General features: G+C 41.3%; 25 protein-coding genes. 23 read left to right on the forward strand and 2 right to left on the reverse strand.

The window, feature by feature from the left end:
* Positions 1–2: 2 nt before the first annotated feature.
* Positions 3–1,004, reverse strand: a complete 1,002-nt coding sequence (pseB, locus tag KZZ04_RS02025; RefSeq protein ID WP_058403511.1) for a UDP-N-acetylglucosamine 4,6-dehydratase (inverting) — start codon at positions 1,002–1,004, stop codon at positions 3–5.
* Between the two features lie 185 nt (positions 1,005–1,189).
* Between pseB and KZZ04_RS02030 the strand changes: the two genes are divergently transcribed.
* On the forward strand, positions 1,190–1,975 hold the full coding sequence (locus KZZ04_RS02030; RefSeq protein ID WP_058403510.1) for a flagellin: 786 nt from the start codon (positions 1,190–1,192) through the stop codon (positions 1,973–1,975).
* A 161-nt stretch (positions 1,976–2,136) separates the two neighbouring features.
* Positions 2,137–3,573 carry a sigma-54-dependent Fis family transcriptional regulator gene (locus tag KZZ04_RS02035; protein ID WP_219421670.1) on the forward strand — a complete coding sequence of 479 codons (1,437 nt, stop codon included), beginning with the start codon at positions 2,137–2,139 and terminating at the stop codon, positions 3,571–3,573.
* A gap of 291 nt (positions 3,574–3,864) precedes the next feature.
* Here KZZ04_RS02035 and KZZ04_RS02040 read toward each other — a convergent pair whose 3' ends face one another.
* Positions 3,865–4,458 carry a DNA-3-methyladenine glycosylase I gene (locus tag KZZ04_RS02040; RefSeq protein ID WP_058403508.1) on the reverse strand — a complete coding sequence of 198 codons (594 nt, stop codon included), beginning with the start codon at positions 4,456–4,458 and terminating at the stop codon, positions 3,865–3,867.
* 131 nt (positions 4,459–4,589) lie between these two features.
* Between KZZ04_RS02040 and KZZ04_RS02045 the strand changes: the two genes are divergently transcribed.
* From KZZ04_RS02045 to KZZ04_RS02145, 21 genes are all read left to right on the forward strand, one after another.
* Positions 4,590–5,702, forward strand: coding sequence for a PAS domain-containing sensor histidine kinase (locus KZZ04_RS02045; RefSeq protein WP_138528745.1), 1,113 nt, complete (start codon positions 4,590–4,592; stop codon positions 5,700–5,702).
* Positions 5,699–7,165 (forward strand): sigma-54 dependent transcriptional regulator, encoded by a 1,467-nt coding sequence (locus tag KZZ04_RS02050; RefSeq protein WP_138528743.1) that lies wholly within the window; start codon positions 5,699–5,701, stop codon positions 7,163–7,165. The genes KZZ04_RS02045 and KZZ04_RS02050 overlap by 4 nt, the downstream gene beginning before the upstream one ends.
* Positions 7,166–7,323: 158 nt before the next feature.
* The gene (fliE, locus tag KZZ04_RS02055; RefSeq protein WP_138528741.1) at positions 7,324–7,656 is read left to right on the forward strand and encodes a flagellar hook-basal body complex protein FliE; all 333 of its coding nucleotides are present in this window, start codon (positions 7,324–7,326) and stop codon (positions 7,654–7,656) included.
* A 20-nt stretch (positions 7,657–7,676) separates the two neighbouring features.
* Entirely contained in the window at positions 7,677–9,392 is a 1,716-nt protein-coding gene (gene fliF / locus KZZ04_RS02060; RefSeq protein WP_058550989.1) for a flagellar basal-body MS-ring/collar protein FliF, read from the forward strand.
* The gene (fliG, locus tag KZZ04_RS02065; RefSeq protein WP_058403503.1) at positions 9,385–10,425 is read left to right on the forward strand and encodes a flagellar motor switch protein FliG; all 1,041 of its coding nucleotides are present in this window, start codon (positions 9,385–9,387) and stop codon (positions 10,423–10,425) included. The genes fliF and fliG overlap by 8 nt, the downstream gene beginning before the upstream one ends.
* Before the next feature lie 3 nt (positions 10,426–10,428).
* The gene (gene fliH, locus KZZ04_RS02070; RefSeq protein WP_138528739.1) at positions 10,429–11,235 is read left to right on the forward strand and encodes a flagellar assembly protein FliH; all 807 of its coding nucleotides are present in this window, start codon (positions 10,429–10,431) and stop codon (positions 11,233–11,235) included.
* Between the two features lie 18 nt (positions 11,236–11,253).
* On the forward strand, positions 11,254–12,588 hold the full coding sequence (gene fliI, locus KZZ04_RS02075; protein WP_219421672.1) for a flagellar protein export ATPase FliI: 1,335 nt from the start codon (positions 11,254–11,256) through the stop codon (positions 12,586–12,588).
* Positions 12,588–13,034, forward strand: coding sequence for a flagellar export protein FliJ (gene fliJ / locus KZZ04_RS02080; RefSeq protein ID WP_058403500.1), 447 nt, complete (start codon positions 12,588–12,590; stop codon positions 13,032–13,034). The genes fliI and fliJ overlap by 1 nt, the downstream gene beginning before the upstream one ends.
* An 89-nt stretch (positions 13,035–13,123) precedes the next feature.
* Positions 13,124–15,400: a flagellar hook-length control protein FliK gene (locus tag KZZ04_RS02085; RefSeq protein WP_257903504.1), complete on the forward strand. Its 2,277-nt coding sequence runs from the start codon at positions 13,124–13,126 to the stop codon at positions 15,398–15,400.
* A gap of 57 nt (positions 15,401–15,457) precedes the next feature.
* Complete coding sequence (gene fliL, locus KZZ04_RS02090; protein ID WP_058403499.1) at positions 15,458–15,985, forward strand: flagellar basal body-associated protein FliL; 528 nt, start codon at positions 15,458–15,460, stop codon at positions 15,983–15,985.
* 9 nt (positions 15,986–15,994) lie between these two features.
* Entirely contained in the window at positions 15,995–17,086 is a 1,092-nt protein-coding gene (gene fliM, locus KZZ04_RS02095; protein ID WP_010555915.1) for a flagellar motor switch protein FliM, read from the forward strand.
* A gap of 20 nt (positions 17,087–17,106) precedes the next feature.
* The gene (gene fliN / locus KZZ04_RS02100; RefSeq protein ID WP_006792745.1) at positions 17,107–17,505 is read left to right on the forward strand and encodes a flagellar motor switch protein FliN; all 399 of its coding nucleotides are present in this window, start codon (positions 17,107–17,109) and stop codon (positions 17,503–17,505) included.
* Positions 17,502–17,885 (forward strand): flagellar biosynthetic protein FliO, encoded by a 384-nt coding sequence (gene fliO / locus KZZ04_RS02105; protein WP_138528737.1) that lies wholly within the window; start codon positions 17,502–17,504, stop codon positions 17,883–17,885. Before fliN ends, fliO begins: the two co-directional genes overlap by 4 nt.
* Positions 17,886–17,889: 4 nt before the next feature.
* Entirely contained in the window at positions 17,890–18,630 is a 741-nt protein-coding gene (fliP, locus tag KZZ04_RS02110) for a flagellar type III secretion system pore protein FliP (RefSeq protein WP_058550992.1), read from the forward strand.
* A 40-nt stretch (positions 18,631–18,670) separates the two neighbouring features.
* On the forward strand, positions 18,671–18,940 hold the full coding sequence (locus KZZ04_RS02115; protein WP_006792748.1) for a flagellar biosynthetic protein FliQ: 270 nt from the start codon (positions 18,671–18,673) through the stop codon (positions 18,938–18,940).
* A gap of 3 nt (positions 18,941–18,943) precedes the next feature.
* Positions 18,944–19,723 carry a flagellar biosynthetic protein FliR gene (gene fliR, locus KZZ04_RS02120; RefSeq protein WP_006792749.1) on the forward strand — a complete coding sequence of 260 codons (780 nt, stop codon included), beginning with the start codon at positions 18,944–18,946 and terminating at the stop codon, positions 19,721–19,723.
* A 9-nt stretch (positions 19,724–19,732) separates the two neighbouring features.
* Complete coding sequence (gene flhB, locus KZZ04_RS02125; protein WP_010555918.1) at positions 19,733–20,863, forward strand: flagellar biosynthesis protein FlhB; 1,131 nt, start codon at positions 19,733–19,735, stop codon at positions 20,861–20,863.
* Between the two features lie 73 nt (positions 20,864–20,936).
* Positions 20,937–23,045, forward strand: coding sequence for a flagellar biosynthesis protein FlhA (gene flhA / locus KZZ04_RS02130; protein ID WP_219421674.1), 2,109 nt, complete (start codon positions 20,937–20,939; stop codon positions 23,043–23,045).
* A 20-nt stretch (positions 23,046–23,065) separates the two neighbouring features.
* Positions 23,066–24,541, forward strand: coding sequence for a flagellar biosynthesis protein FlhF (gene flhF / locus KZZ04_RS02135; RefSeq protein WP_219421676.1), 1,476 nt, complete (start codon positions 23,066–23,068; stop codon positions 24,539–24,541).
* On the forward strand, positions 24,534–25,394 hold the full coding sequence (locus tag KZZ04_RS02140; protein ID WP_006792753.1) for a MinD/ParA family protein: 861 nt from the start codon (positions 24,534–24,536) through the stop codon (positions 25,392–25,394). Before flhF ends, KZZ04_RS02140 begins: the two co-directional genes overlap by 8 nt.
* Positions 25,395–25,420: 26 nt before the next feature.
* Entirely contained in the window at positions 25,421–26,131 is a 711-nt protein-coding gene (locus KZZ04_RS02145; RefSeq protein WP_058551057.1) for an RNA polymerase sigma factor FliA, read from the forward strand.
* The last annotated feature ends 34 nt before the right edge of the window (positions 26,132–26,165 follow it).

Here is a 26,165-nt window from a genome sequence, read left to right on the forward strand (position 1 = left end):
CTTTAACTTAATGCCTGAGTGTTAAATTCTTTAATCTCATCAATCGTCATGTAATGCGAGTTATGCAGAGAGTTATATTCAAATCCTTGATCTACCTTTTTACCCTTCTCACCAATCGCGTTAACGGTAAAGTCATTACTGCGACTACTGAACTTAATACCAGGCGCAATAACAAAGTGGTCGTTGTACTCGTAGGTTTCAAAACACAAGTCTGCTGGGCACATTACTTCATGAAGTTTCTCACCAGGGCGAATGCCAATTATTTTTAGTGGTAAGTCAGGAGCCATCGCTTTGGCAAGATCGGTAATACGGATTGAAGGAATTTTAGGAACGAAAATTTCACCGCCTAACATACGTTCAAAGTTAGTCAGTACAAAATCGACGCCTTGTTGAAGGTTTATCCAAAAACGAGTCATTTCATCGTGTGTGATTGGAATATGGTCGCGCCCCTCATCAATAAACTTTTGAAAAACAGGCACAACAGAGCCGCGAGAGCAAACCACATTACCGTAGCGTACAACAGAAAAGGTAGTGCGGTTGCCACCTGCAATATTATTAGCGGCTACAAAAAGTTTATCTGATGCCAATTTAGTGGCACCATACAAGTTAATTGGGTTTGCAGCCTTATCAGTAGACAGCGCAATTACTTTTTCGACATCGTTATCAAGAGCTGCATCAATCACGTTTTCAGCGCCATTAATATTTGTTTTAATACATTCCATCGGGTTGTATTCAGCGGCCGGAACCTGCTTCAAAGCAGCTGCGTGAATAACATAGTTTACACCGCGCATGGCACGTATTAATCTGTCTTTGTCTCTTACATCGCCAATAAAATAACGCATACAAGGTTGGTCAAACTCTTGTTGCATTTCAAATTGCTTAAGTTCATCGCGTGAAAAAATAATGATCTTTTTTGGATTGTAACGCTCAAGTAGCGTTTTGACGTATTTTTTCCCGAATGAACCGGTACCACCGGTGATTAAAATTGTTTTGTTATCGAACATAGTGCTACCCAAATTATTTATTATTGGCGTTATATGACACGCAAACGTGATTTTTTAATACGCATCTCAATACTTTAACCACTAAGCAAGCAAAGTGCCAAGTTAATTTAGTCTAACCATGGTACAAAGCACAAAATTTCGCAAATTAAGCTATAATTTAATCAGTCAGCACCACGGAGGCCGTTATGAAAATTCAATCACCATCAGCTAACTTTTTAAACCAAACTCAGCAAACAAATAACAAACTTGCAGAGCAACTAGCAACCGGTAAAAAAGTAAATAGCGCAGCAGATGATGCTGCAGCGTTACAAATTATTGATAGACTTACTTCACAGCAAAATGGCTTCAGTCAGGCTTTAAATAACGCCTATGACGGAATTTCATATACTCAAGTAAGCGAAGCTAGCTTGAGTGGTGTAAATGATGCTGTCACGCGCATTCAAGAGTTATCTGTTCAAGCGGGTAATGGTGCACTGACTGATAATGATCGTGCTGCGCTACAAGAAGAAGTCGTGCAGCTGCAAAGTCAAATTAACGACACGTTCGAAAACGCTAATTTTGCAGGGAAACCGTTGTTTAATGGTGAGCCTGTATCATTTCAGGTAGGCTCTGATGCAAATATCAGTCAAACACTAAACCAATCTGATGGAAGTCTTGCCCCGACGCTATCTACTATTGATATTTCGACTCAGGCTGGAGCACAAGCAGCTATCGATATAACCAAGCAAGCAAATGATGAAATAAATGCGCAACGCGCTGAGTTAGGTGCATTTCAAAATACGTTGGCAAGTACAATTAAAGGATTAGGGGGGCAGCAAGAAAATATTGCAGCTAGTCAAAGCCGAATTCAAGATACCGATTATGCGCAGGCAATTTCGCAACAAGTGTCTAATGACATTTTAGCGCAATCATCAGTTGCACTTCGTGGTCAGGCTAACCAATCTGCTGAGTCTATTTTAGGTTTACTTTAAATTTTAATACTTAATAGTTAATTCTTAAGTATTATTGATCTTACTAGTGCGTCTGTTTTTTGGCGTTTATGTCAAAAAACTGCCGCTATCACTTGCATCCGTGCTTAACTGGCTTACAATTTAGCTAATTATATCAAAGAGTGAAGCACGGCTCGCTAACTATGATCCTGATTTTAGATAATAATAACAATCGCTCTATTGGGTTAAACGCATCACTTGGTTTTATCGGTGAGGTTACTCATCGCTTAGATGAAGATAACTTTGAACAAGAGTGTGCAAAATATAAGCAGCACGAGTGCATGGTTATTTTGGGGGCTTTACAGTCACTCGATCATGAAAGCTTAATCAAGCGCTACCCAACACTTCCATTTTTATTAATTGGTGAAACGTTAAGACCGTTACTTAGCATTGCTAACGTAGTTGGGCTTATTTGCGAGCCATTTAATCACGAAGTTACCACACAGTTACTTCATGATTGCCAGCAGTATCATCGTATGTTGCCGGGGGAGCACAAAAATAGTCAGCCGCATAAGTCTTTTGATGGCCTTGTTGGTGAAACACAAGCAGTTAAAGAGGTCCGCTTTTTAATTGAGCAAGTTGCAAAAACAGATGCAAACGTTTTAATTTTAGGTGAGTCAGGTACAGGTAAAGAAGTGGTTGCGCGTAACGTTCATTTGCTATCTAAGCGAAGTACAGGACCCTTTGTACCAGTAAACTGTGGGGCCATTCCGGCAGAGTTACTAGAAAGTGAGCTTTTTGGTCATGAAAAAGGGGCGTTTACAGGGGCTATCTCTGCTCGTAAAGGTCGTTTTGAGTTAGCGCAAGGCGGTACGCTGTTTTTAGATGAAATTGGTGATATGCCGCTACAAATGCAGGTTAAACTTTTACGCGTATTACAAGAACGAAGCTATGAGCGTGTAGGTGGCACTAAAGCAATTCAAGCCGATGTACGTGTTATTGCTGCGACTCACCGTAACCTTGAAACCATGATAGAAGCCGGTAGCTTTCGTGAAGACTTGTATTATCGGCTAAATGTATTCCCTATAGAGAACCCGTCGCTAAGTGAGCGTGCTGCTGACATTCCTTTATTACTCAAAGAATTAATGCGTCGTGTAAATGAGCAAACGGGTACTACCGCTAAGTTTACTGAGCGTGCAATTGAAAGCTTAAAAGAGCATGCGTGGCCGGGTAATATTCGTGAACTTGCGAATTTGGTTGAGCGCATGGTTATAATGTTCCCCGAAAAGGTAGTAGACATACCTGACCTACCTAATAAATACCGTTATATTGAAGTTGATGCCTATGAGCCTGAGTATCCTGAAGAACTAATGGAGAAAGATGCGTTTAACGATATATTCAGTACTGGGTTTAGTGACTATGAAAACGAACCCGAGGCAGAGTTTAATAGTAACGCCGGTGGCTTACTTCCAGATGATGGCATTGAGCTTAAAGAGTATTTAGCTGAGCTTGAAATAAGCCTAATAACGCAGGCGCTAGAAAGATACGATTATGTGGTGGCCCGTGCAGCTGAAATACTGGGCGTGAGAAGAACAACGCTCGTCGAAAAAATGAAAAAGTATAACCTTTCACGAGATTAGAAGTACGCAAATGGTGAAATAATTTTAGTTATTCATTTGTGATCAATCACTTTACGGGCTTTGCCCGTCACGTAAGCAAGCTTGACGTCTACGAGTAAATTTAGCCTAGGTGTAAATTTTAGCGGTAGACGCTGAGCTTGCTCGCGTGAAAAGCGTAGCTTTTAATTACTTAAACACGCATCTTAAAAACGAAGGCAAATGAGAAACCATAGTTAACTTACACGTTACTTCTTTAAAGCGAAGCGTCTTTTAGCCTCTTTGTGAACAGATCACTTTTATGGTTATAAGTCCTTATTCAGCAAAAGCCTTAATAATTTCTTCTTTTCTAAAACAATCATTACTATGGTCGTTAACCATACCGCAAGCCTGCATGTAGGCATATACTGTTGTAGGGCCTAAAAATTTAAAACCTCGCTTTTTTAAATCTTTTGCAAAAGCTGTTGATGCCTCAGTGATTGCGGGGTAGTCCTCGGTATTATTAAAATTGCTGACTATGGGGGTGTTATTTACAAACTGCCATTGATACGCGCTAAAACTGCCAAACTCTTTTTGAATGTTTAAAAATCGCTGCGCGTTATTTATTGTTGCTGTAATTTTTAAACGGTTGCGAACGATTGTTTTATCAAGCATGAGTCGCTCAACATCATCAGCTGTAAACAAGGCCACTTTGTTTACATTAAAGTTAGCAAATGCGTTTTTATAGCCTTGTCGTTTTTTTAAAATGGTATACCAACTCAATCCCGCCTGAGCTGACTCAAGGGTGATAAATTCAAACAGGGTTTGGTCATCGTAAACAGGCACACCCCATTCTAAATCATGGTACAAAACATAATCGGGCTTAGTGGTATCGAGCCACGGGCAGCGGCACTTATTTTGCTCACTCATCTGTATTCCTTTTTATTCGCGTCATTTTTATGTCGCGTTATTATTATTGTAAGATTATGAAAATATAGCAATTTAATTTTGGTACGTATTGTGCATTAAGCTTTGTATCTATACAAATTCGAGATTTGATTATGGCCCTTGCTAGCGTGCTAAAACCACAGTTTATTTCTGCAAATCAGTATAACCCATGTTTACTTCAAGAGGAGTACATAGGTGAATTAAGCGATCTGCGTCAGCAAGCAAGTTGGCTTTCTCATTTAGTTGATACTATGCCAGCAGGTGTAGTTGTGCTTGATGGTAAAGGAATGATTGCAAAGGCCAATCAAATAGCGATTGATATGTTGGGTGAGCCTTTAGAGGGCGAGAAGTGGTTTAATGTAATTCAGCGCTCTTTTAGACCCCACCAGGACGATGGCCACGAAGTGTCACTAAAAGATGGACGGTTAATAAAGCTTGATATAACAGCGTTAGCTCCCGAGCCGGGGCAACTTATTTTAATGACCGATTTAAGTGAAACACGCCGTTTGCAAAAGCGTGTTGCCCATATGCAGCGCCTTAGTGCGTTGGGTAAAATGGTGGCGTCTCTTGCGCATCAGGTTCGAACGCCGCTTTCAGCGGCTATGCTTTATGCTGCTAATTTAGGCTCTAAGCGCTTACCTGAGGCATCTCGCGATAATTTTCAAACCAAGTTAATGTCTCGCTTAAAAGATTTAGAAACTCAAGTAAACGACATGCTACTTTTTGCCAAAAGCGGCGATCAGCAGGTTGTTGAGCAAGTGTCTATGCAGCAATTACTCAGCGAAGTAAAGGCGGGCGCCGATGCGATGGTGACACTAAACGATAGCCACTTAGCTGTCGGTCTCCCAGAACCAGATATTCAAATAATAGGTAATAAATCCGCCATAGCCAGTGCAATTCAAAACTTGATTCATAACAGTATCCAGATCACTGGTGCTGGCGCAGAAGTGCATTTAAGTGCAGTTACCGATGAGCTAGATTCAGACTATGTGCGCATTAGCGTTGCTGATAATGGGCCCGGTGTTGATTTAAGCTTAGCAGAAAAAATATTTGAACCGTTTTATACCACTAAAAGTCAAGGTACGGGATTAGGGCTTGCTGTTGTGAGTTCAGTTGCAAACGCACATCAAGGACGTGTTGAAGTGACCAATAATAAAGGCGGTGGAGCATGTTTTAGTTTGCTTTTACCTATTCGCACCGCATCTAAATTAGAGGAATCATTATGAGTAACACTATTTTAGTTGTAGAAGATGATGCAGGGCTTCGTGAAGCCTTAATTGATACACTCGAAATGTCGGGGATTGAATGCATTGCGGCTAATTGTGCAGAGCAAGCCATGCTTTTGCTTAAAAAAGAGCAATTTTCGCTGGTGGTGAGTGATGTACAAATGGGGACTATGAGTGGTTTAGATTTACTACGAAGTATTAAGCTTAACCACCCTGAGCTACCTGTTTTAATGATGACGGCGTACGCCACCATAGATGATGCCGTTGAAGCTATGCGCTTAGGTGCGATTGATTACATGGCAAAGCCGTTTGCACCTGAAGTTTTGCTCAATATGGTAAGCCGCTACTTACCTGAAAAAGCCAAAGAGACAGACGGTCCTATTGTTGCCGATCCAAGTAGTATTCAGTTATTAGAATTGGCAAGTAGAGTGGCACGTTCCGATGCAAGTGTAATGGTGCTTGGTCCTAGTGGTTCTGGTAAAGAAGTGTTAGCTCGCTACATACATGATAAATCGAATCGATGCGATGAGCCGTTTGTTGCAATTAACTGTGCAGCAATTCCTGAAAACATGTTAGAAGCAACTTTATTTGGGTATGAGAAAGGCGCGTTTACAGGTGCAATTCAAGCATGCCCTGGTAAGTTTGAGCAAGCGCAAGGCGGAACTATCTTGCTCGACGAAATAACTGAGATGGATCTTGGATTACAAGCTAAATTATTACGCGTTTTGCAAGAGCGCGAAGTGGAGCGCTTGGGTGGACGCAAGACAATTCAGTTAGATGTACGCATACTTGCAACAAGTAACCGTGACCTAAAAGAAGCGGTAAGCGAGAATCAATTTAGAGAAGATTTATATTACAGACTTAACGTGTTTCCATTAATGTGGCGACCGCTCAATCAGCGCCCAGGGGATATTATTGTATTGGCTAAACATTTAATTGAACGCCATTTAAGCAAAAGCAAAGAGCCTATGGCTTACCTCGATAGTGGCGCAGAGAAAAAATTACTTGCTCACTCTTGGCCAGGTAATGTGCGTGAGCTTGATAACGTTATACAACGTGCGCTTATACTTAGGACTGGTAATACTATTAATGAGCATGCTATTTTCATTGAAAACATAGCCGCAACAGATTTTGTAATGACGCCTACATCGATTAGCACACAAAGTGCTAATCAGTCTCAGGCGAACACTTCTGATAAAAGTATTGAGCATGGCCCTACTAGCTCGGCTTATTATGATGAAAAGTCATCATTAGTAGAGCTGCCAAAACAAGACTTATTAGCTGTTGATACGGGCAGTTATAAAGATGAGCTCAAAGATAAAGAACACCGTATCATTTTAGAAACGTTAGCAAGATGCCAAGGTAAACGAAAAGATGTTGCTGAAACCCTCGGTATTAGCCCTCGGACTCTGCGTTATAAACTAGCGCAAATGCGCGACTTAGGTATTTCACTTCCTGCGTAGCCTCACATTTAGCCCTTGATTCAGTTATTGAATTTAAGGGCTGTCAAAACTCTGACTCACAAAATTAAACTTTAAGTTATTGAAAGTTAACACTTATTATTTGGCATGGTTTGTGCTTTATCTATATTAAGAGTTAACTGCACTGTCAGAGAAAAATTATGAAAATTCAAAATAGCGCTGTATTTCAAGAAATGCAATCAATGGCTTTAGAGGCTGGTCTTAGTAATCAAGTTGAACGACTGCCAGTAAAAACACAAGCCTCATCAACGGCTCAATTTGGCGACATGCTGTCAGATGCAATTAATACTGTGCACGGTTTACAGCAAGATGCTAAGCAAAAAGTGGTTGCAGTAGAGACCGGCGACAGAAGCGTCTCTTTGGCTGAAGCGATGATTGCATCTCAAAAATCGTCAGTGGCATTTGAAGCGACAGTACAAGTTCGTAATAAACTTGTTGAAGCTTACAAAGAAATCATGAACATGCCTGTTTAACTAGGTAGTGGAGAATTATTGTGGCGCAATCCAATCAATCAACCGATCTTGCACTTGCTACTGGTGATATTGACCAAAGCGATAGCGACGATCAACAAGAACAAAAATCTGGCTATTTAAGTTCGTTAAACGGTGTTGATTTATTGCGCCAAGTAACGCTTGTTATTGCTTTAGGCATTTGTTTAGCAATTGCTATATTCATCATTATTTGGGCTCGCCAGCCAGATATGCGCCCGCTTGGTAAAATGCAAACAGAAGAGCTAATACAAACGCTCGACTTTTTAGATGCACAAAAAATTGAATATCAAGTTGATGGTAATGTGGTACTTGTCCCTGAAACCGAATATCAAAACATTAAGCTGTTAATGACTCGTGAAGGGTTAGAGCAAGGGCCTACATCGGGTTCAGATATCATCATGCAAGACATGGGCTTTGGTGTAAGTCAACGCTTAGAGCGCGAACGCTTAAAGCATGGTCGTGAGCAACAACTCGCACGTACAATTGAAGAGCTTAACAACATTACTCGCGCACGTGTATTACTTGCCATCCCAAAAGAAAATGTATTTGCGCGCAGAGAGAAAAAACCTTCAGCTACCGTTGTATTGACTCTTAAGCGAGGGCGTTCACTTGACAGCGAAGAAGTAGACTCTGTTGTTGATATGGTTGCATCGGCTGTACAAGGTTTAGAGCCAGCTCGTGTAACGGTAACGGATCAAAATGGTCGCTTATTAAATTCTGGCTCACAAACGTCTCTTGCGGCACGTTCGCGCAAAGAGTACGACATAGAGCGCAAGCGTGAACAAGAGTATCTTGAAAAAATTGATAGCATTCTAATTCCCGTCGTAGGGCTTGCAAACTACACTGCACAAGTTGATTTAAGCATGGATTTTAGTGCCATTGAAGAAACGCAAAAGCGCTACAACCCAGATCTGCCAGCAGTAAGAAGCGAAACAACGTTTGAAGAAAATAATATAGGCGGTTTAGCGGTAGGTATACCTGGTGCGTTGACGAATCAGCCGCCAGTAAACTCAAACATTCCTGAAGTAGCTGGCCAAGGTGGAGCAGGTAGTGCAACTTCACCATCAAGAACACATAAAGAAGCTACGCGTAATTATGAGCTAGATACAACTATTTCACATAAGCGCCAGCAAACAGGTGTAATACGTAGAATAAGCGTGTCGGTGGCTGTTGATTACACTCCAAAAGTAGGTGAAAACGGTGAAACAACCATGACACCGCGCTCAGTGGAAGAACTGTCAAATATTCGCCGTTTATTACAAGGTGGTGTTGGTTTTGATATGCAACGTGGTGATGCACTTGAAGTGGTAACGGTTCCGTTTGTGCGTGAAGCAACTGATTTTGACATTAGTGTGCCGCTTTGGGAACAAGACTGGTTTATGAAAATAATCCGCTTAGTACTGGGTGCCCTCGTTATTATTGTACTGATAATGGCGGTAGTTAAACCGATGCTTAAACGCTTAATTTACCCAGACGATACACTTGAAGAGTATGACGAAGATGCCTTAAGTGCTGGTGTAGATATTGGCGATAGCACGTTAGATATGCTAAACAAAGACTTTGATTCTGCTTCAATTGGTTTCTCAAGCGATGGTACACTTCAGTTACCAGACCTACATGGCGACGAAGACTTACTAAAAGCAATTCGTGCCCTTGTAGCCAATGAACCAGAACTCTCATCACAAGTAGTGAAAGCGTGGTTAACAGAAGATGACTGATCAAGAACAAAAACAATTACCGCCAGCGTTTGATGTTGATAAGCTCGATGGCGTAGATAAAGCCGCAATATTACTGTTGAGCCTATCAGAAGAAGATGCAGCGCAAATACTAAAACACTTAGAGCCTAAGCAGGTGCAAAAAGTGGGTATGGCAATGGCGGCGTTAGATGACCTTTCGCAGGCTAAGATTAGTGCAGTTCATAATTTGTTTATTGAACAGATTCAAAGCTTCAGCACTATCGGATTTCAGTCAGAAGACTTTATTAAAAAGGCGCTTACCGCTGCATTGGGTGAAGATAAAGCCGCTAGCCTTATTGATCAAATTGTTATGGGATCGGGTGCTAAAGGCCTTGATTCGCTTAAGTGGATGGACTCTAAGCAAGTGGCAAACATTATTCGTAATGAGCACCCGCAAATACAAACTATTGTGTTGTCTTATTTAGAGCCTGAGCAGTCTGCAGAGATTATCGCGCAGTTCCCTGAAAAAGTTCGCCTTGATTTGACCATGCGTATAGCCAACCTTGAAGAAGTTCAACCAGCTGCACTACAAGAACTTAATGAAATAATGGAAAAACAATTTGCCGGTCAAGCGGGTGCACAAGCTGCGAAAATGGGTGGCTTAAAAGCAGCGGCAGACATAATGAACTACCTAGATACAAATGTTGAAGGTCAGTTAATGGATTCTATTCGTGAGCATGACGAAGAGATGTCTCAGCAAATTCAAGATCTAATGTTTGTATTTGAAAACTTAATGGATGTGGATGACCGTGGTATTCAAGCTATATTACGAGAAGTACAACAGGACGTGCTAATGAAAGCAATCAAAGGTGCTGACGACGGTCTAAAAGATAAGATACTTGGTAATATGTCTAAACGTGCCGCGGATATGCTTGCCGATGATCTAGAAGCTATGGCGCCTGTGCGTATTAGTGAAGTAGAAGCAGCACAAAAAGAGATTTTATCAACAGCACGACGTTTATCTGATTCGGGTGAAATTCAGTTAGGTGGTGGTGGTGGTGAGGAGTTCTTGTAAGCCATGAGCAAACTCAAAGGGCGTCCACTTCGAGCTGAAGAAGCCGATGAATTATTAAAAAACTGGGCTATCCCAGATGTAGCACCTAACGAAAAAAGCTTTGGTAACCGCTCAACAGCCTATGGTACGCCCCTTAGTGAGCTTTATAAAAAAGAGCTTGCCGAAGAAATGCCCGCTGATGAACCACAAGAACCCGAGATGCCTAAGCTTACTATGGTTGAGCTTGAACGCATTAGGCAAGATGCTTACGAAGAAGGTCTAAAGCAAGGCCATGAACAAGGCTACATTGACGGCTTTGAAAAAGGCGTTAGTGAGGGAAAAGAGGCCGGTTACAAAGAAGGGTTAGAGCTTGGAAAAACTCAAGGGCAAGAAGATATTAAACCGATTGTTGAAGAGCAGCTAATTAGCTTAAAAAGCATTTTAGAGGCGCTTAATTCACCGCTAAAAAAGGTGGACGAACAAGCCGAATTGCAGCTTGTTCAATTGGCTAGCATGCTTGCTGAGGCTGTGATTTACCAAGAGGTACAAACATCGTCAGAGGTTATTTTACATACATTAAAACACAGTATTGATTCGTTAAATGCGCAGCAAGAAACAGTGAAAATTCACCTAAACCCGACCGACCTCGATATAATCAAAGAAAGCTATGGCGAACAAACTATTGCACAAAACAACTGGCAATTGGTTCCCGAACCCACGCTTGATAGAGGTGGATGTGAGGTGAAAACCGCGCAATCCTCTCTTGATATGACTCTAAAAACACGTGTCAAAGAAACGTTGGATAGCTTTTTGCATAATAGCAATATCTAAGTATTTTTTAGGCGTACTATGTCTGCTCAAAGTGCCTCTTTAAGCGAACGCTTATCGCAATATCAACAAAATATTAAGCCCCATACACCTGCTGTAGCGGGGATATTAACGCGTGTAGTTGGCCTTACTCTAGAGGCTAAGGGATTACGAGCACCAGTTGGTAGTCAATGTAAAATAGAAACCATGAATGGTTTTGTTGACGCCGAAATCGTTGGCTTTAACGATCAAACCTTATATTTAATGCCCAACGATCATATTTCTGGTGTGCTACCTGGTGCGCGTGTAATTCCTCAAATAATTAATTTGGGTTTACCTGTAGGCATGAGCTTATTAGGGCGTGTTGTTGATGGGTTAGGCAGACCACTCGACGGTTTGGGCAAAATTAATGCTGAGCATTACTTAAAGTTTGCCCAAAATACAATAAACCCATTAGCAAGACGACCCATCAGCCAACCCATGGATGTAGGTGTACGTGCTATAAACTCAGTGATCACCGTAGGGCAAGGTCAACGAATGGGATTGTTCGCAGGCTCTGGTGTAGGTAAATCTGTATTATTAGGCATGATGACACGGGGCAGTGAAGCCGATGTCATTGTAGTGGGTTTGGTAGGTGAGCGTGGCCGTGAGGTAAAAGAGTTCATTGAAGAAATACTTGGTGTAGAAGGGCGTAAACGTTCGGTTGTTGTTGCTGCACCGGCTGATTCATCACCGCTAATGCGACTAAAAGGCTGTGAAAGCGCAGTTACTATTGCTGAGTATTTTAGAGACCAAGGCTTAAATGTATTACTGCTACTCGATTCAGTAACTCGTTATGCCATGGCTCAGCGAGAAATAGCTTTAGCAGTTGGAGAGCCACCCGCTACAAAAGGTTATCCACCGTCGGTTTTTGCAAAGTTACCCGCCTTGGTTGAGCGAGCGGGTAATGGGGGAGAAGGGCAAGGTGCAATTACGGCCTTTTTTACTGTATTGAGTGAAGGTGACGATATGCAAGACCCAATAGCTGATGCCGCTCGCGCCATACTCGACGGTCATATTGTACTTTCTCGTGAGTTGGCCGATAGCGGACATTACCCCGCAATAGATATCGAAAAATCAATATCTCGAGTTATGCCTCAAGTAGTTTCTGAACCTCATATGCAGCAAGCGCGAGTGCTCAAGCAGGTGTATTCGATGTACCAACAAAATAAAGACATGATCACGTTAGGTGCGTATCAAAAGGGAACCGATCCTATGCTCGATCAAGCAATAAACATGATGCCTAGGGTTAACGGTTTTTTACAGCAAGGTATGCGTGATGTAATAAGTTATGACGATGGGCTACAAGGTCTTGCTCAATTATTAGGCCAAGGATAATGGCTAAAAGTAAATTCGAATTATTACTAAAGCTTGAAAGCGAAAAAGAAGAAAACTTGCGTATGAGTTACCTGCAAGCAAATCAAAACTTGCTCGCAAATCAGCAAAAACTTCAAGGCTTAAACGATTTTCGACTTGAGTACTCCCAGCAATTACATTTAAAAGGGCAGTCGGGTTTATCAAGTGCAGGTTTTGGGCAGTATCATGCGTTTATTGCAAAAATTGAAGAAGCTATTCGCCAACAAGCAAGTACGGTTAATACAGCAAAGCAAGTTGTTTCACAGCGAAAAACGCTGTGGCTAAAACAACAAATAAAAGCGAAAGCGGTTGCTAAGTTGATTGAAAATCAAAAAGTGAAAGCTGCAGCTATAGTTGCTAAAAACGAACAGAAAATGTTAGACGAGTTTACATCTAATCAATTTTTTCAGCGTCGAAAACTCTCTTAAGTTAGGCACGTTTATTGCTTTATTAATGGGTGGTATTTAATTTTGGGCAATGTGCGGTGACATGTTGCCGTAACCGTATTAGGTGATTTATGGCGATGAATGATATGTCTGTTTCAATTGCGGCTGATAAAGAGTCTTTTTTAGCATTTAAAGACAGCGGCTTAGCTACTTCCGGTGATGAATCAGGTGCGGAGTTTTTTACTCAGCTACAAGATGCGCACAATGCATTTGAGCCTATAAAAAAAGAGTTTGAACAGACTCAGGCTGACGGGCAGTTTGCTGCTTCATCAGCTTCAGATGTTGAAAAAAGCTCAGTGAGCCACATTGATGACAAAAATGCTGCCAAATTCGATGCAGAGTCTGGCAATGACATTTTCGAACAAATTAATTCATCCCAATCAATAAATACTGAAGTCACAAAACCAAGCGAAAATGCGGAAGATACACACCTAACAGATACATCTACAATAAAAACTCCGCTCGGTATTGCTGATTTAAACGAGAAGCTGCCTGTTAAAGGTTATGTTGCTGTGCCAGCAAAAGATTTACCTGTTAAAGATGAGGTAGGTAAAATAATTAGACCTCATTCGCCAATTGCTGACAGCAGTAAAAGTGGTGTGGCAAAATTAGTCGATGATGCTGATATTAGTAGCTCGTTAAATTCAGAAAAACAAAATAAAACGTCTATCGCACAGGCTGTTGAAACACAGCTAAATATAAAATCGGATACAGTTAAACACACTGCAGAAACGCAAAGTATAGCTCAGGGAACTGATGCAAAAGACGGCGGGGCAGAGGCTAACAAAGGCACTTTTGCAGATAAACGAGCCGCTTCACAAAGCTCAGTACTTTCTGAAGCGAGTATAAATTCTGATAACACTGTTTTAAAAACGGATGTTGATAAAATTGCGACTACCCAAAGCACACCAGAGAACAGTAATAAAATTAATGCCAATACCGTAGCTCAAAATGCTGTAGCTCAAAATACAGTTACGGAACCAGCAGAAAATACGTCAAGAGCAATTTCAGCTAACTCAAGTATCACTGAAACCGAAAAAGCAGACGCGATAGATGCGCTAACGGTTAAAGATGTGAATGCAATAAAAACAGATAAGGTATTAGCAAGTTTAACGCCTGAACAACTTTCAAAATTAAATGATCAGATTAAAGCAGATTCGCTTTCTTCATCAAATAGCGTTGAAAAGTTGACGGCTTTAAAGCAAATGCTCACTCAATTTATAACGGATAACGAGCAGACACAAAGCACTGAAGTTAAGTCGTCGCCTAGCGGGCAGTTTAATACACTTTCTGGGACTGAAAAGCAGGGACTACTGACTCAATTAAATACTTTTATTAAAACCGAGCAACCAAAAGGTGAACAGTTAGCGGTTATTAAGCAAGCGATAGGTGAGCTAAAAGTCTCGATTGCGGCAGATACTAAATTTACAATATCTCAAAAAGCTGTAAACGATTCACAGAAACTGCCGCAAGCAAATGAATCGCAAATAGACAAAGCAGTTACTTTAGCGGTAAAAGGTGAAGAGACAACAAAGCCAGTTACTTTTATAGCTTCACAAACACCAAATACGGTGAATAAGCCACAAAAAGTGAGTGTGAAATCAGGTTCTGAAAGTAGCGCAGAACCAACCAAATTAGCTGCACAGCCTACTAGTGATGAAGATCTAACAAAAGCGCTTGACCAACTGCAAAAAGAGGGGCTAAAAAATACCACGGCTGAGCAGTCACCGGCTAAAGTTACGCAGTTGTTTAACACTATAACTAATGCATTAAATACAACCCAAACCAGTACCCAAAGCTATTATGATTCGATTGATTATGAAATGGGGATATTGGATCAACAGGTTACGCAAAATCAGCAGTTACAAAGTACAGCACAGACAAAGCAGGTGAGTATTGACCCTGGTATGATGCAGGCGATTAACATAGTTAAAAGTGACGCGGCCAAGTTGTTACAAGAGCGCGTTAGTTCAATGTTAAGCATTAATAACAAAGAGGCTGAAATTCGTCTTGACCCACCTGAAATGGGCAGCATGCAAATACGCGTTCGTAGCGATGCAGAACAAGCACAAATTAACTTTGTGGTACAGAACCAGCAGGCCAAAGAGGCACTTGAACAATCTATGCCTCGTTTACGCGAAATGCTAGCACAGCAAGGTTTGGAGCTGGGTGAGAGCACTATTTCATATGGCCAGTCAGGTGGCGAAAATGCTGAGCAAAATGAATCGGGTTCGGGGGAACAATTGGCCCAAAATGGAGTAGTAAATAGTGAAAGTGATGAGCCAGCAAATAGCCCAGAACAAACTTCTGCGCTACAAACATCATCATCAATAGATTACTATGCCTAACTACTGCTATTATAATAACTAAAACAAGCAAATACCTTTGCGATATAAGGAATGATGATGGCTGAAGAAACAAGTTTAGAAATAGAAGAAGCGCCTAAAAGTAAAAAAAAGCTGATAATTATTATTGCAGCAGCATTGCTAGTTGTAGGTGGTGCTGCGGGTTTCTTTTTAATGTCGGGCTCGGATGAGCCAGTTGAGACGTTAGATGAAGAAACAACTCTTTCAGAAGAAGCGCCAGAGGCTTCTGGTTCATCTGCAGAGATAGGCAGTGCTCTTTACGTTGCGATGCCTAGACCATTTGTATTTAACGTACCGGGCTCTAGCAGAGATAGAATTGTACAAATTAAAGTGCAGCTTTTGGTTCGTGGCGAAGTTAATGAAGAAACCGCTAAAAAGCATATCCCGCTTATCGAAGGTAAGTTACTCAGCGTATTTTCAACGACTACTGCAGATGAGTTAAGTACCAGTGCAGGCAAAGAAACACTGCGTTTTTCTGCACTAGAGACAGTGCAAACCGCCTTAAATGACGTTGAAGGCAGTAAAGTAATTGAGCGGGTATTGTTTACCGGCTTTGTAATGCAATAAGGGGTTAGCGTGAGCGACTTATTATCCCAAGACGAAATTGATGCGCTATTACACGGTGTTGATGACGTTGAAGAGGAAGATATAAACGATGGCGAAGATGGCGGGGGAAGTACGCTACAGTACGATTTTTCTTCGCAAGATCGAATCGTACGTGGTCGCATGCCGACGCTGGAAATTGTTAATGAGCGCTTTGCTCGCCATATGCGAATTAGCCTATTTAATATGATGCGCCGTACAGCGGAAGTATCCATTAATGGCGTTCAAATGATAAAATTTGGTGAGTACGTACATACCTTGTTTGTACCAACCAGCTTAAATATGGTGCGTTTTAGACCGTTAAAAGGAACCGGTTTGATCACCATGGAAGCACGTTTAGTGTTTATTTTGGTGGATAACTTTTTTGGCGGTGATGGTCGCTACCACGCAAAAATTGAAGGCCGTGAATTTACCCCGACAGAGCGCCGAATTGTGCAAATGCTACTAAAAATAATCTTTGAAGATTATAAAGAGGCATGGGCACCGGTCATGGATGTGTCGTTTGAGTACCTCGATTCAGAAGTAAATCCTGCTATGGCTAATATTGTAAGCCCGACTGAAGTTGTGGTTATTAGCTCTTTTCATATTGAACTTGATGGCGGTGGCGGTGATTTTCACATTGCTTTGCCGTACTCAATGCTCGAACCAATAAGGGAACTTTTGGATGCAGGTGTTCAATCAGACACCGAGGATACCGACTTACGTTGGAGTAAAGCATTACGAGATGAAATAATGGATGTTGAAGTTGATATGTCGACTCAGCTTCTAGAGGTCGACTTAACACTTCAACAAATAATGGAGCTTAAAGCAGGTGATATTATTCCTGTTGAAATGCCAGAGCATATTACTGTATTTGTAGAAGAGCTGCCCACATTCAGAGCTAAAATGGGTCGTTCTCGTGATAATGTCGCCCTACAAATTAGTGAAAAAATTAAACGACCTGATTCAGTTAAATCTGAGTTGCATGTATTTACTAAAGGCGGCAAGAAAATTGACTCAGATGCAGAGTTAGCAGAATTAGAAGAAGATTTACACCTTTCAGACGGTGTAGACTTAGACTGGTAATTGATTAAAAGGTTAAACGTATGAGCGATGATCAAGATACAATGGACGAATGGGCAGCCGCACTTGCTGAGGCTGAAGGCGGCGATGATGCTGGCGAAGCGCAAGTTGCCGAACTTGATGAATTAAGTGATGAAAAAAGCGAAATAACGGGCGAAGAAAAGCGCAAGCTCGATACAATTTTAGACATCCCAGTGACAATATCGATGGAAGTTGGGCGCTCAAAAATTAATATTCGTAATTTACTACAACTTAACCAAGGTTCAGTAGTAGAGCTAGATCGTGTTGCTGGTGAGCCATTAGATGTATTGGTTAATGGTACCTTGATTGCCCATGGTGAAGTGGTTGTGGTAAATGACAAGTTTGGTATTCGTTTAACGGATGTTATCAGCCAAGTAGAGCGGATCAAAAAGCTACGATGAGTGCCTTTTTTGCGCTAACAGCTTCTGTATTTACAAAAACAGAGTCGGTTACACCTACGGGCGATTTAATCTCCATGGTGCTTTCGCTTATTGCAGTGCTAGTGCTCATTGTTGTTCTGGCTGTTTTTGTAAAAAAGCTTAATCCTAATTTGGCAAACAGTGATGAATTTAAAGTGGTTCGAAGTCTTCCCTTAGGCTCCCGCGAACGCTTAATGGTGGTAGAGATTGATAATGCGCAGCATTTATTAGGCGTCACGCCGCACAGCATTAACTACCTTCATAAATTAGAATCACCACTGAGTGAAAAAGAAATTCCAGAACTTGCTAAACAATTTAGCAAATTGTTAAATCCCAAATCAAAACAAAATAAAAAGAACTGAACCTATGATTAAGTGGCTGCTAATTATTTTCGCCATTATGTTTGTTCCAAGCGCAAGCGCTGAAGGTATCGATGCGCTTACCATTACTACAAACGCAGATGGCACACAAGATTACTCAGTGACGTTGCAAGTTTTAGCCATTATGACGGCGCTGAGCTTTATACCAGCCGCCATTATAATGATGACGTCTTTTACACGTATTATTGTTGTGTTGGCTATACTACGCCAGGCAATTGGTTTGCAGCAAACGCCATCAAATCAGGTACTGTTGGGCATGTCTTTATTCTTAAGTATTTTTATCATGGCGCCTATTTACCAAAAGGTAAATGACGTAGCCATAGAACCTTATTTGAGTGAGCAAGTGACTTCAGTTCAAGCATTGGAGCTCGCAAAAGAGCCAATGAAAGCATTTATGCTCTCGCAGGTTCGTTTAAAAGACTTAGAAACATTTGCTAAGATAGCTGGTTACGACAAGCTAGAATCACCAGAAGAGACCCCGTTAATTGTACTTATACCCGCATTTGTAACAAGCGAATTACAAACTGCATTTATTATCGGGTTTATGTTTTTTATACCTTTTTTAATTGTTGATCTGGTTGTTGCATCTGTACTCATGGCTATGGGTATGATGATGCTCTCCCCCATGATTGTCTCCTTACCCTTTAAAATAATGCTGTTTGTACTTGTAGACGGTTGGAGCTTAGTGATGGGAACCCTAGCAAAAAGCTTTGGTTTAGGCACATAGTATGTATTGTTTGAATGTAACTAAAAGATAGGATTACAGCATGGAACCGGAAATTTTTGTTGATATTCTTAGCGATGCACTGTTTTTAGTTATTAAATTAGTATCAGCTATTGTTGTTCCAGGTTTAATTATTGGCCTAGTGGTTGCGGTGTTTCAAGCGGCTACGTCTATCAATGAGCAAACGTTGAGTTTTTTGCCTCGCTTATTGATCACTATTAGCGCGTTAATTGTTGGTGGCCACTGGTTCACTCAAGAGCTAATGGATTTTTTTACTCGGTTAGTGCTGCTTATCCCCGAAATTGCAGGTTAACAAGTGGAGTACCCGTTTTCAGTTGTCATTCAATGGTTGAGCGATTTTTTACTCCCTTTGGTAAGAATTAGCTCCATGATTATGATAATGGCGGGTCTTGGCGCTAAAAATGTGCCAACACGTATAAAGCTGGGTTTATCAGTCGTCGTGACTCTGTTGGTTGTTCCAGTGCTTCCTCCTGCTACATTTACTAACCTGTTCTCGTTCGAAATGATTTTAGTAGTGATACAGCAAATGCTTATTGGAATCGCGATTGGCTTTGCATCTACCTTACTCCTCAATACCTTTGTATTGGCAGGTCAAATACTTGCTATGCAAACCGGTTTGGGTTTTGCTTCTGTTATTGACCCCTCAAATGGGGCTAGCGTTCCGGCGGTTGGCCAGTTTTTTCTTATTTTAGCAACACTATTATTTTTTGTATTTAATGGCCATTTAATGATGATACAAATGGTTGTGCATAGTTTTGAAGTGCTGCCAATTGATGGTAATTGGTGGTCGGTAGACCACTATTGGGATATTGTAACTTGGGGCGGCTGGATGTTTACAACAGCTTTAGTGCTCTCACTTGCCCCATTGACAGCAATGCTGGTTATTAATATTTCATTTGGCATTATGACACGTGCGGCGCCGCAGCTAAATATTTTTGCGATTGGTTTTCCATTCACTCTTGTAGCAGGGCTTGTCATTATTTGGGCAACATTAGGCAACTTTATTCTGCAGTTTGAATTTCAGTGGCTTAAAATGATCGAACTAATGTGTACCTTAGTTGGTTGCTCGCCTTAGGAGTGCGTTATGGCTGAAGATTCAGGTCAAGAAAAAACAGAAGAACCCACAGGGAAAAAAATAGAAGAGTCTAAAAAGAAAGGGCAGGTTGCTCGTTCTAAAGAACTAGGTACTATGTTTGTACTTATTTTTTCAGCTATTTCACTGTTAATGTACGGCCCTGAAATTGGTAAGGGTTTATACAATATTATGGGCAGAATGCTTAGCCTTAATCGAAATGAAACCTACGACACTACTAAAATGTTTGCGGTTTGGTCTAGTGTGGCTGATGCGCTTATTTTTCCTATGGCTATGTTTGTATTCATTATTTTATTTGCAGGCATTATAGGCAATACTTTATTGGGTGGCTTTAATTTTAGTTGGCAAGCAGCCGCTCCTAAAGCAAGCAAAATGTCTCCGTTTAAAGGCTTTAAACGTATGTTTGGTCCGCAAGCAGCGGTAGAGCTTACTAAAGCTATTTTAAAGTTCTTAGTCGTTGCAAGCTTTGCTTTTTTTCTAATTAATACTTTTTTCGACGAAATTTTACACTTGAGCATTGAGTCTGCACCTAATAATATTATTCACGCGCTCGAAATACTTTCGTGGATGTTTTTGGCACTATCGTGCACGTTGGTAATTATTGCTGCAATTGATGCGCCGTATCAAAGTCATACTCACCATAAGCAGTTAAAAATGACACTGCAAGAGGTAAAAGACGAGTACAAAAACTCTGAAGGTGATCCTCAAATAAAAGCGCGTATTAGGCAAACTCAAAGGCAAATGTCTCAAAAAAGAATGATGCAAGACGTGCCTGATGCCGATGTTGTGGTTACTAACCCAACGCATTATTCTGTCGCGCTTAAATACGACACCGAGCGAGCAGGTGCTCCTATAGTGCTTGCAAAAGGCGTAGATGAACTTGCTATGCAAATACGAAAGGTGGCAAATGGTAACGATGTACCAATTGTTGAGTCGCCCATGCTTACGAGAGCGCTTTATCATACCGCAGAAGTGGGTGAACAAATTCCTGACCAACTCTTTACTGCCGTTGCACAGGTGTTAGCTTATGTTTTTCAGTTAAAACGCTTCAATAAAGGTCGCGGAAAACGCCCGACAAAGCTCAATAAAAAGCTCCCCATCCCAGATGCTTACAGGTATTAATATTACTCCTTTATTAACTTGGAATAGTTATTGCTAATTCTACGTAGTGTCAATTTTTTGAAATTGTAGAATTATGAGTTTTAAAGCGGTATTACAACAACTTAACGCAGATAAAAAAGAATATGCAAAAGGCGTAGGTACACCTTTGCTTGTGCTTGCAGCTTTGGGAATGGTCATTTTACCGTTACCGCCATTTTTACTTGATATCCTTTTTTCATTCAATATTGCTTTGGCGTTGGTGGTACTACTCGTAACGGTTTACACCATGAAACCGGTTGAGTTTGGTATGTTTCCGGCCGTGTTACTTATCGCCACAATTATGCGTTTAGCACTTAACGTAGCAAGTACACGTGTTGTACTACTTGAAGGACATAATGGTGGAGATGCCGCGGGGAAAGTGATAGAAGCCTTTGGGTCTGTTGTTATTGGCGGTAACTATGCTGTTGGCCTAGTGGTATTTTTAATTCTTATCATTATTAACTTTGTTGTAATTACCAAAGGTGCAGGGCGTATTTCTGAAGTATCAGCACGTTTTACACTTGATGCAATGCCAGGTAAACAAATGGCAATTGACGCCGATTTAAACGCAGGATTCATTAGTGCAGAGCAAGCGCGTGATCGTCGCGAAGAGGTTACTCGCGAAGCTGACTTCTATGGTTCAATGGATGGTGCAAGTAAGTTTGTAAAAGGTGATGCTATTGCTGGTATTGTCATTTTAATTATCAACATTGTTGGTGGTTTATTTGTTGGCATGATCCAGCACGATTTAAGTTTTGGCCAAGCTATGGAAGTTTACACACTGCTTACGATTGGTGATGGCCTAGTAGCTCAGCTTCCCTCACTGTTACTATCGATTGGTACAGCGATTGTAGTAACACGTCAAAACGAGTCACTCAATATGGGCGACCAGTTTAAGAAACAACTTGGCAATGAGAAGTCATTATTTATAGCTTCTGGCATCTTAATTACCATGGGCTTAGTGCCGGGCATGCCTCATTTAGCATTTTTAAGCCTAGGCGCATTATTAGGTTATTTAGCTTATTACACTCAACAAAGTAAACTAAAAGTGGCTGCAGCAGAGGCTGAAGCTGCTGCAAATGGAAGTGCTGGTACGGGCGTTGCCAATAAACAAGAACAAAAAGAACTGGGGTGGGATGATGTTCAGCAAGTCGATGTAATAGGATTAGAGGTAGGCTACAGGTTAATTCCTTTGGTTGATCAATCTCAAGGCGGGGAACTACTAAATCGCATTAAGGGAGTACGTAAAAAGCTTTCTCAAGAGCTGGGCTTTTTAGTCCCACCAGTACACATTCGCGATAACTTAGAGCTTGACCCTAATGCATACAGAATTACGCTTATGGGGGTATCTACAGGTGAAGGTGAACTCAAGCATGGTGATGAACTGGCGATAAACCCTGGTCAAGTGTTTGGGCCAATTAAAGGGGTTGAAACTAAAGACCCTGCTTTTGGACTTGATGCGGTATGGATAAAACCAGATCAAAAAGACGAAGCACAATCGCTTGGTTATACCGTGGTAGATTCAGCCACAGTTGTGGCTACACATATTAGCCAGTTACTCACAAACAGTGCAGCACTGCTGTTAGGCCACGAGGAAGTACAGAACTTATTAGACATGTTAGGTAAAAGTCACCCTCGCTTAGTTGAAGGTTTAGTTCCTGACGTATTACCGTTAACTGTGATTGTAAAAGTACTACAAAACTTACTTAATGAAGGGGTTGCAATTCGCGACATGCGTTCAATTGTACAAACGCTTGTTGAGTATGGCCCGCGTAGTCAAGACCCCGATGTCTTAACGGCTGCAGTGCGTATTTCATTACGCCGATTAATAGTTCAAGATGCTGTAGGTATGTCGTCAGAAATCCCTGTCATAACCTTGGCGCCTGAGTTGGAACAGATGTTGCATCAGTCACTACAAAATGCAGGCGACGAAGGTGCCGGTATAGAACCAGGACTTGCAGAGCGACTTCAAGTGTCACTAAACGAAGCGCATCAAAACCAAGAAATGTCCGGTGAACCTTCAATATTGCTAACGTCGGGAATGTTACGCACTGTGTTATCTCGTTTTGTTAAGTACACCATCCCGGGTTTAAGGGTGATGTCTTATCAAGAGGTACCAGATGAAAGACAGATCAAGATAGTCAGCTCTGTAGGCCAACAATAAGATTTTAAAGGGGTTGAATCATGAAAATAAAACGTTTTTTTGCTAAAGATATGCGCACAGTACTTAAAGAAGTTAAAGACGAATTGGGTGTTGATGCGGTTATTATGTCGAATAAAAAGCTAGCTAACGGTGTCGAAATTGTAGCAGCAGTTGATTATGACAAAGCAGCCCCTAAAAAAAAGCAACCGCAAAGTGCGCCAGCACAAAGTTTTGCAAAGTCACAGCCAGTGCATAATTTTGTAAAACCAGAGCCACTTCGCGCTAAGCCAGAGCCACAAGCGAAAGTAGCTGATAGTCTTCAAGCATTATTAGAGCGTCAAGCTCCTCGTCCTCGCTCTGCAGAACTGGCTTCTATGTTTTCGCAATCAGGTATTGATACTACAGACAACTACCAAGAGCCAGTGCAAGAACAGCGTCCTCGACCTATATTTACCAATGAACGTCAAGCTTCAGCTCGTCCGCAAACACAAGCAGACAGCCTTGGGTTTGATGACCTAGAAAGTGATTTTGATGACCTTGATACCCCAGTGACAAACCGTCAAGAAACTAAACACAATGAAAGTGAGCAAATTTCGTCAATGCGTGATGAAATGAATGCCATTCGTCAGTTGTTAGAGCATCAAGTATCAGGGCTTATGCAACAAGACATGGCAAGACGCGACCCTACTCGTGCATGCATGATTGATCGTTTAGTTGGTATGGGTATAGATAAAGATGTTGCAGAGCAAATGGCGTGCTTTGTACCTGACGATGTGTCTCGTCAGCAAGGTTGGAAAGCACTTTTAACAATGGTTGAAGATCAGATGCAGACAACCAATAACGAAATTTTACGTCAAGGCGGCGTATACGCTTTGGTTGGCCCAACTGGGGTTGGTAAAACAACCACAGTTGCTAAATTAGCTGCACTTGGTGCACAAAAGTACGGTGCAGACAAAGTCGCTTTAATCACAACCGACACATACAGAATTGGTGCTTATGAGCAACTTGCTACGTATGGTCGAATTATAGGCTGTGGCGTTAAGCAAGTTAAAGATGCTAATGAATTAGCTGAAGTTTTATATCATTTACGAAATAAACGACTAGTATTAATTGATACTGCGGGTATGAGCCAACGCGACTTACGTTTAACTGAGCAGCTTAATACTCTTATGCGTAACCAGCGCGTTGATATTCGTAGTTATTTAGTGCTCAGTGCAACATCGCAAATACACGTGTTGCAAGAAACCGTTAGACACTTTAAGAAAGTGCAGTTAAGTGGTTGTATATTCACCAAATTAGACGAATCTTTAAGTTTAGGTGAGATTATTAGTATTGCGATTCAAAATCGCCTTCCAATAGGGTATCTTACTAACGGTCAACGAGTACCAGAAGATATTCGAGTTGCAAATGCTGAAAAACTAGTTAAAAAGGCTGAGCAACTCTATTTAAAAAGAGCAAAAGCACAACATTCAAGGCACCAAGCAGTGGCGCCAAGCACAGTAGGGATGTATGATTAACACAGTATTAGATCAAGCAAGTGGCCTGCGCAAAATGAGTCAAAACAATAACAACGGCGTAAAAGTTATCGCTGTCACTGGCGGTAAAGGTGGAGTAGGAAAAACAAATGTTTCTCTTAATACTGCAATTGCATTAGGCCAGCAAGGTAACAGAGTATTGGTTCTTGATGCCGATTTAGGCTTAGCAAACTGTGACGTTATGCTAGGGCTGCGTGTTGAACGTAACTTATCACATGTTTTATCTGGTGAATGCGAACTTGATGAAATTCTAGTTGAAGGCCCCGCAGGTATTAAAATTGTACCCGCGACGTCGGGTTCTCAAAGTATGGTTGAATTGTCGCCTTCAGAGCATGCGGGACTCATCAGAGCTTTTAGCGAATTAAATACAGAATTTGATATTTTAATTGTAGATACTGCAGCAGGTATTTCTGACATGGTGCTGAGTTTTTCCCGCGCAGCACAAGATGTCATGGTTGTTGTATGCGACGAGCCCACATCAATAACAGATGCCTACGCGCTGATAAAAGTATTGAGCCGTGAGCATGGTGTATATAAATTTAAAATTGTTGCAAATATGGTCCGCAGCATGCGTGAAGGGCAAGAGCTATTTGCTAAACTTTCCAAAGTAACCGATCGTTTTTTAGATGTATCAATGGACTTGGTTGCAACGGTTCCCTACGACGAAAATATGCGTAAGGCAACACGCCGTCAAAAAGTTATTGTAGAACTTTTTCCAAATTCGCCTGCGGCACTGGCGTTTCAAGCGCTAGCAACAAAAGCAGTTAAATGGCCAATACCTAACCAACCATCGGGTCATCTGGAGTTTTTCATAGAGAAACTAGTAAACGGCTAATTATGACAACATTGGTGAATAAAGTTATGGGATATCAATCAGCACAAAATTTAAATGTGATTGTTGAAAAACATGCATCACTCGTCAAAAAAGTGGCATGTCACCTTATAGCGCGTTTACCTGCCAGCGTTCAGCTGGACGATTTAATACAATCAGGCATGATTGGCCTGATTGAAGCATCTAAGAGCTTTGATGCAACCAAAGGCGCCAGCTTTGAAACTTTTGCAGGGATTCGTATTCGTGGCGCAATGCTTGACGAAATGCGACGCGGCGATTGGGCACCCCGTTCGGTGCATCGCAAAAGCCGTTTGGTGGCTGAAACAATTGCTTTTTTAGAAAAAAGCTTAAGCCGTGAGCCTACAGATATAGAAGTTGCTGAAAAACTTGAAATTTCGTTAAATGAGTACCATCATATCTTAAACGATGTAAATGCAAGTAAAGTACTAGGTATAGAAGACCTTGGTGTCGACGAGGATGTCATCAGTCCAGTTGATCAAGATTTAGCGCTAGACAAACCGTTTAATAACGTTAAAAATGAGCGGTTTAATGAGTCTTTATTAGGTGCGATAAAATCTTTGCCAGAGCGAGATGCAATGGTGCTGTCTTTGTACTATAACGATGAAATGAATTTAAAAGAAATAGGGCATATACTCGATGTAAGCGAATCGCGTGTAAGTCAAATACATGGTCAGGCGATGATTAAGCTCAAAGCTAAAATCAATGACTGGATAAATTAGTAGTAAGTAAACAAGGTTAAGACCTCACTGGGGG

The sequence above is a fragment of the Pseudoalteromonas sp. CR1 genome, from assembly GCF_019392235.1.
Classification (GTDB): domain Bacteria; phylum Pseudomonadota; class Gammaproteobacteria; order Enterobacterales; family Alteromonadaceae; genus Pseudoalteromonas.

Excerpts from the sequence above, each read along its gene's own strand:
- pseB (WP_058403511.1), bottom strand. The coding sequence starts at position 1,004 with ATGTTCGATAACAAAACAATTTTAATCACCGGTGGTACCGGTTCATTC.
- KZZ04_RS02030 (WP_058403510.1), top strand. The coding sequence starts at position 1,190 with ATGAAAATTCAATCACCATCAGCTAACTTTTTAAACCAAACTCAGCAA.
- KZZ04_RS02035 (WP_219421670.1), top strand. The coding sequence starts at position 2,137 with ATGATCCTGATTTTAGATAATAATAACAATCGCTCTATTGGGTTAAAC.
- KZZ04_RS02040 (WP_058403508.1), bottom strand. The coding sequence starts at position 4,458 with ATGAGTGAGCAAAATAAGTGCCGCTGCCCGTGGCTCGATACCACTAAG.
- KZZ04_RS02045 (WP_138528745.1), top strand. The coding sequence starts at position 4,590 with ATGGCCCTTGCTAGCGTGCTAAAACCACAGTTTATTTCTGCAAATCAG.
- KZZ04_RS02050 (WP_138528743.1), top strand. The coding sequence starts at position 5,699 with ATGAGTAACACTATTTTAGTTGTAGAAGATGATGCAGGGCTTCGTGAA.
- fliE (WP_138528741.1), top strand. The coding sequence starts at position 7,324 with ATGAAAATTCAAAATAGCGCTGTATTTCAAGAAATGCAATCAATGGCT.
- fliG (WP_058403503.1), top strand. The coding sequence starts at position 9,385 with ATGACTGATCAAGAACAAAAACAATTACCGCCAGCGTTTGATGTTGAT.
- fliH (WP_138528739.1), top strand. The coding sequence starts at position 10,429 with ATGAGCAAACTCAAAGGGCGTCCACTTCGAGCTGAAGAAGCCGATGAA.
- fliI (WP_219421672.1), top strand. The coding sequence starts at position 11,254 with ATGTCTGCTCAAAGTGCCTCTTTAAGCGAACGCTTATCGCAATATCAA.
- fliJ (WP_058403500.1), top strand. The coding sequence starts at position 12,588 with ATGGCTAAAAGTAAATTCGAATTATTACTAAAGCTTGAAAGCGAAAAA.
- KZZ04_RS02085 (WP_257903504.1), top strand. The coding sequence starts at position 13,124 with ATGGCGATGAATGATATGTCTGTTTCAATTGCGGCTGATAAAGAGTCT.
- fliL (WP_058403499.1), top strand. The coding sequence starts at position 15,458 with ATGGCTGAAGAAACAAGTTTAGAAATAGAAGAAGCGCCTAAAAGTAAA.
- fliN (WP_006792745.1), top strand. The coding sequence starts at position 17,107 with ATGAGCGATGATCAAGATACAATGGACGAATGGGCAGCCGCACTTGCT.
- fliO (WP_138528737.1), top strand. The coding sequence starts at position 17,502 with ATGAGTGCCTTTTTTGCGCTAACAGCTTCTGTATTTACAAAAACAGAG.
- fliP (WP_058550992.1), top strand. The coding sequence starts at position 17,890 with ATGATTAAGTGGCTGCTAATTATTTTCGCCATTATGTTTGTTCCAAGC.
- KZZ04_RS02115 (WP_006792748.1), top strand. The coding sequence starts at position 18,671 with ATGGAACCGGAAATTTTTGTTGATATTCTTAGCGATGCACTGTTTTTA.
- flhB (WP_010555918.1), top strand. The coding sequence starts at position 19,733 with ATGGCTGAAGATTCAGGTCAAGAAAAAACAGAAGAACCCACAGGGAAA.
- flhA (WP_219421674.1), top strand. The coding sequence starts at position 20,937 with ATGAGTTTTAAAGCGGTATTACAACAACTTAACGCAGATAAAAAAGAA.
- flhF (WP_219421676.1), top strand. The coding sequence starts at position 23,066 with ATGAAAATAAAACGTTTTTTTGCTAAAGATATGCGCACAGTACTTAAA.
- KZZ04_RS02140 (WP_006792753.1), top strand. The coding sequence starts at position 24,534 with ATGATTAACACAGTATTAGATCAAGCAAGTGGCCTGCGCAAAATGAGT.
- KZZ04_RS02145 (WP_058551057.1), top strand. The coding sequence starts at position 25,421 with ATGGGATATCAATCAGCACAAAATTTAAATGTGATTGTTGAAAAACAT.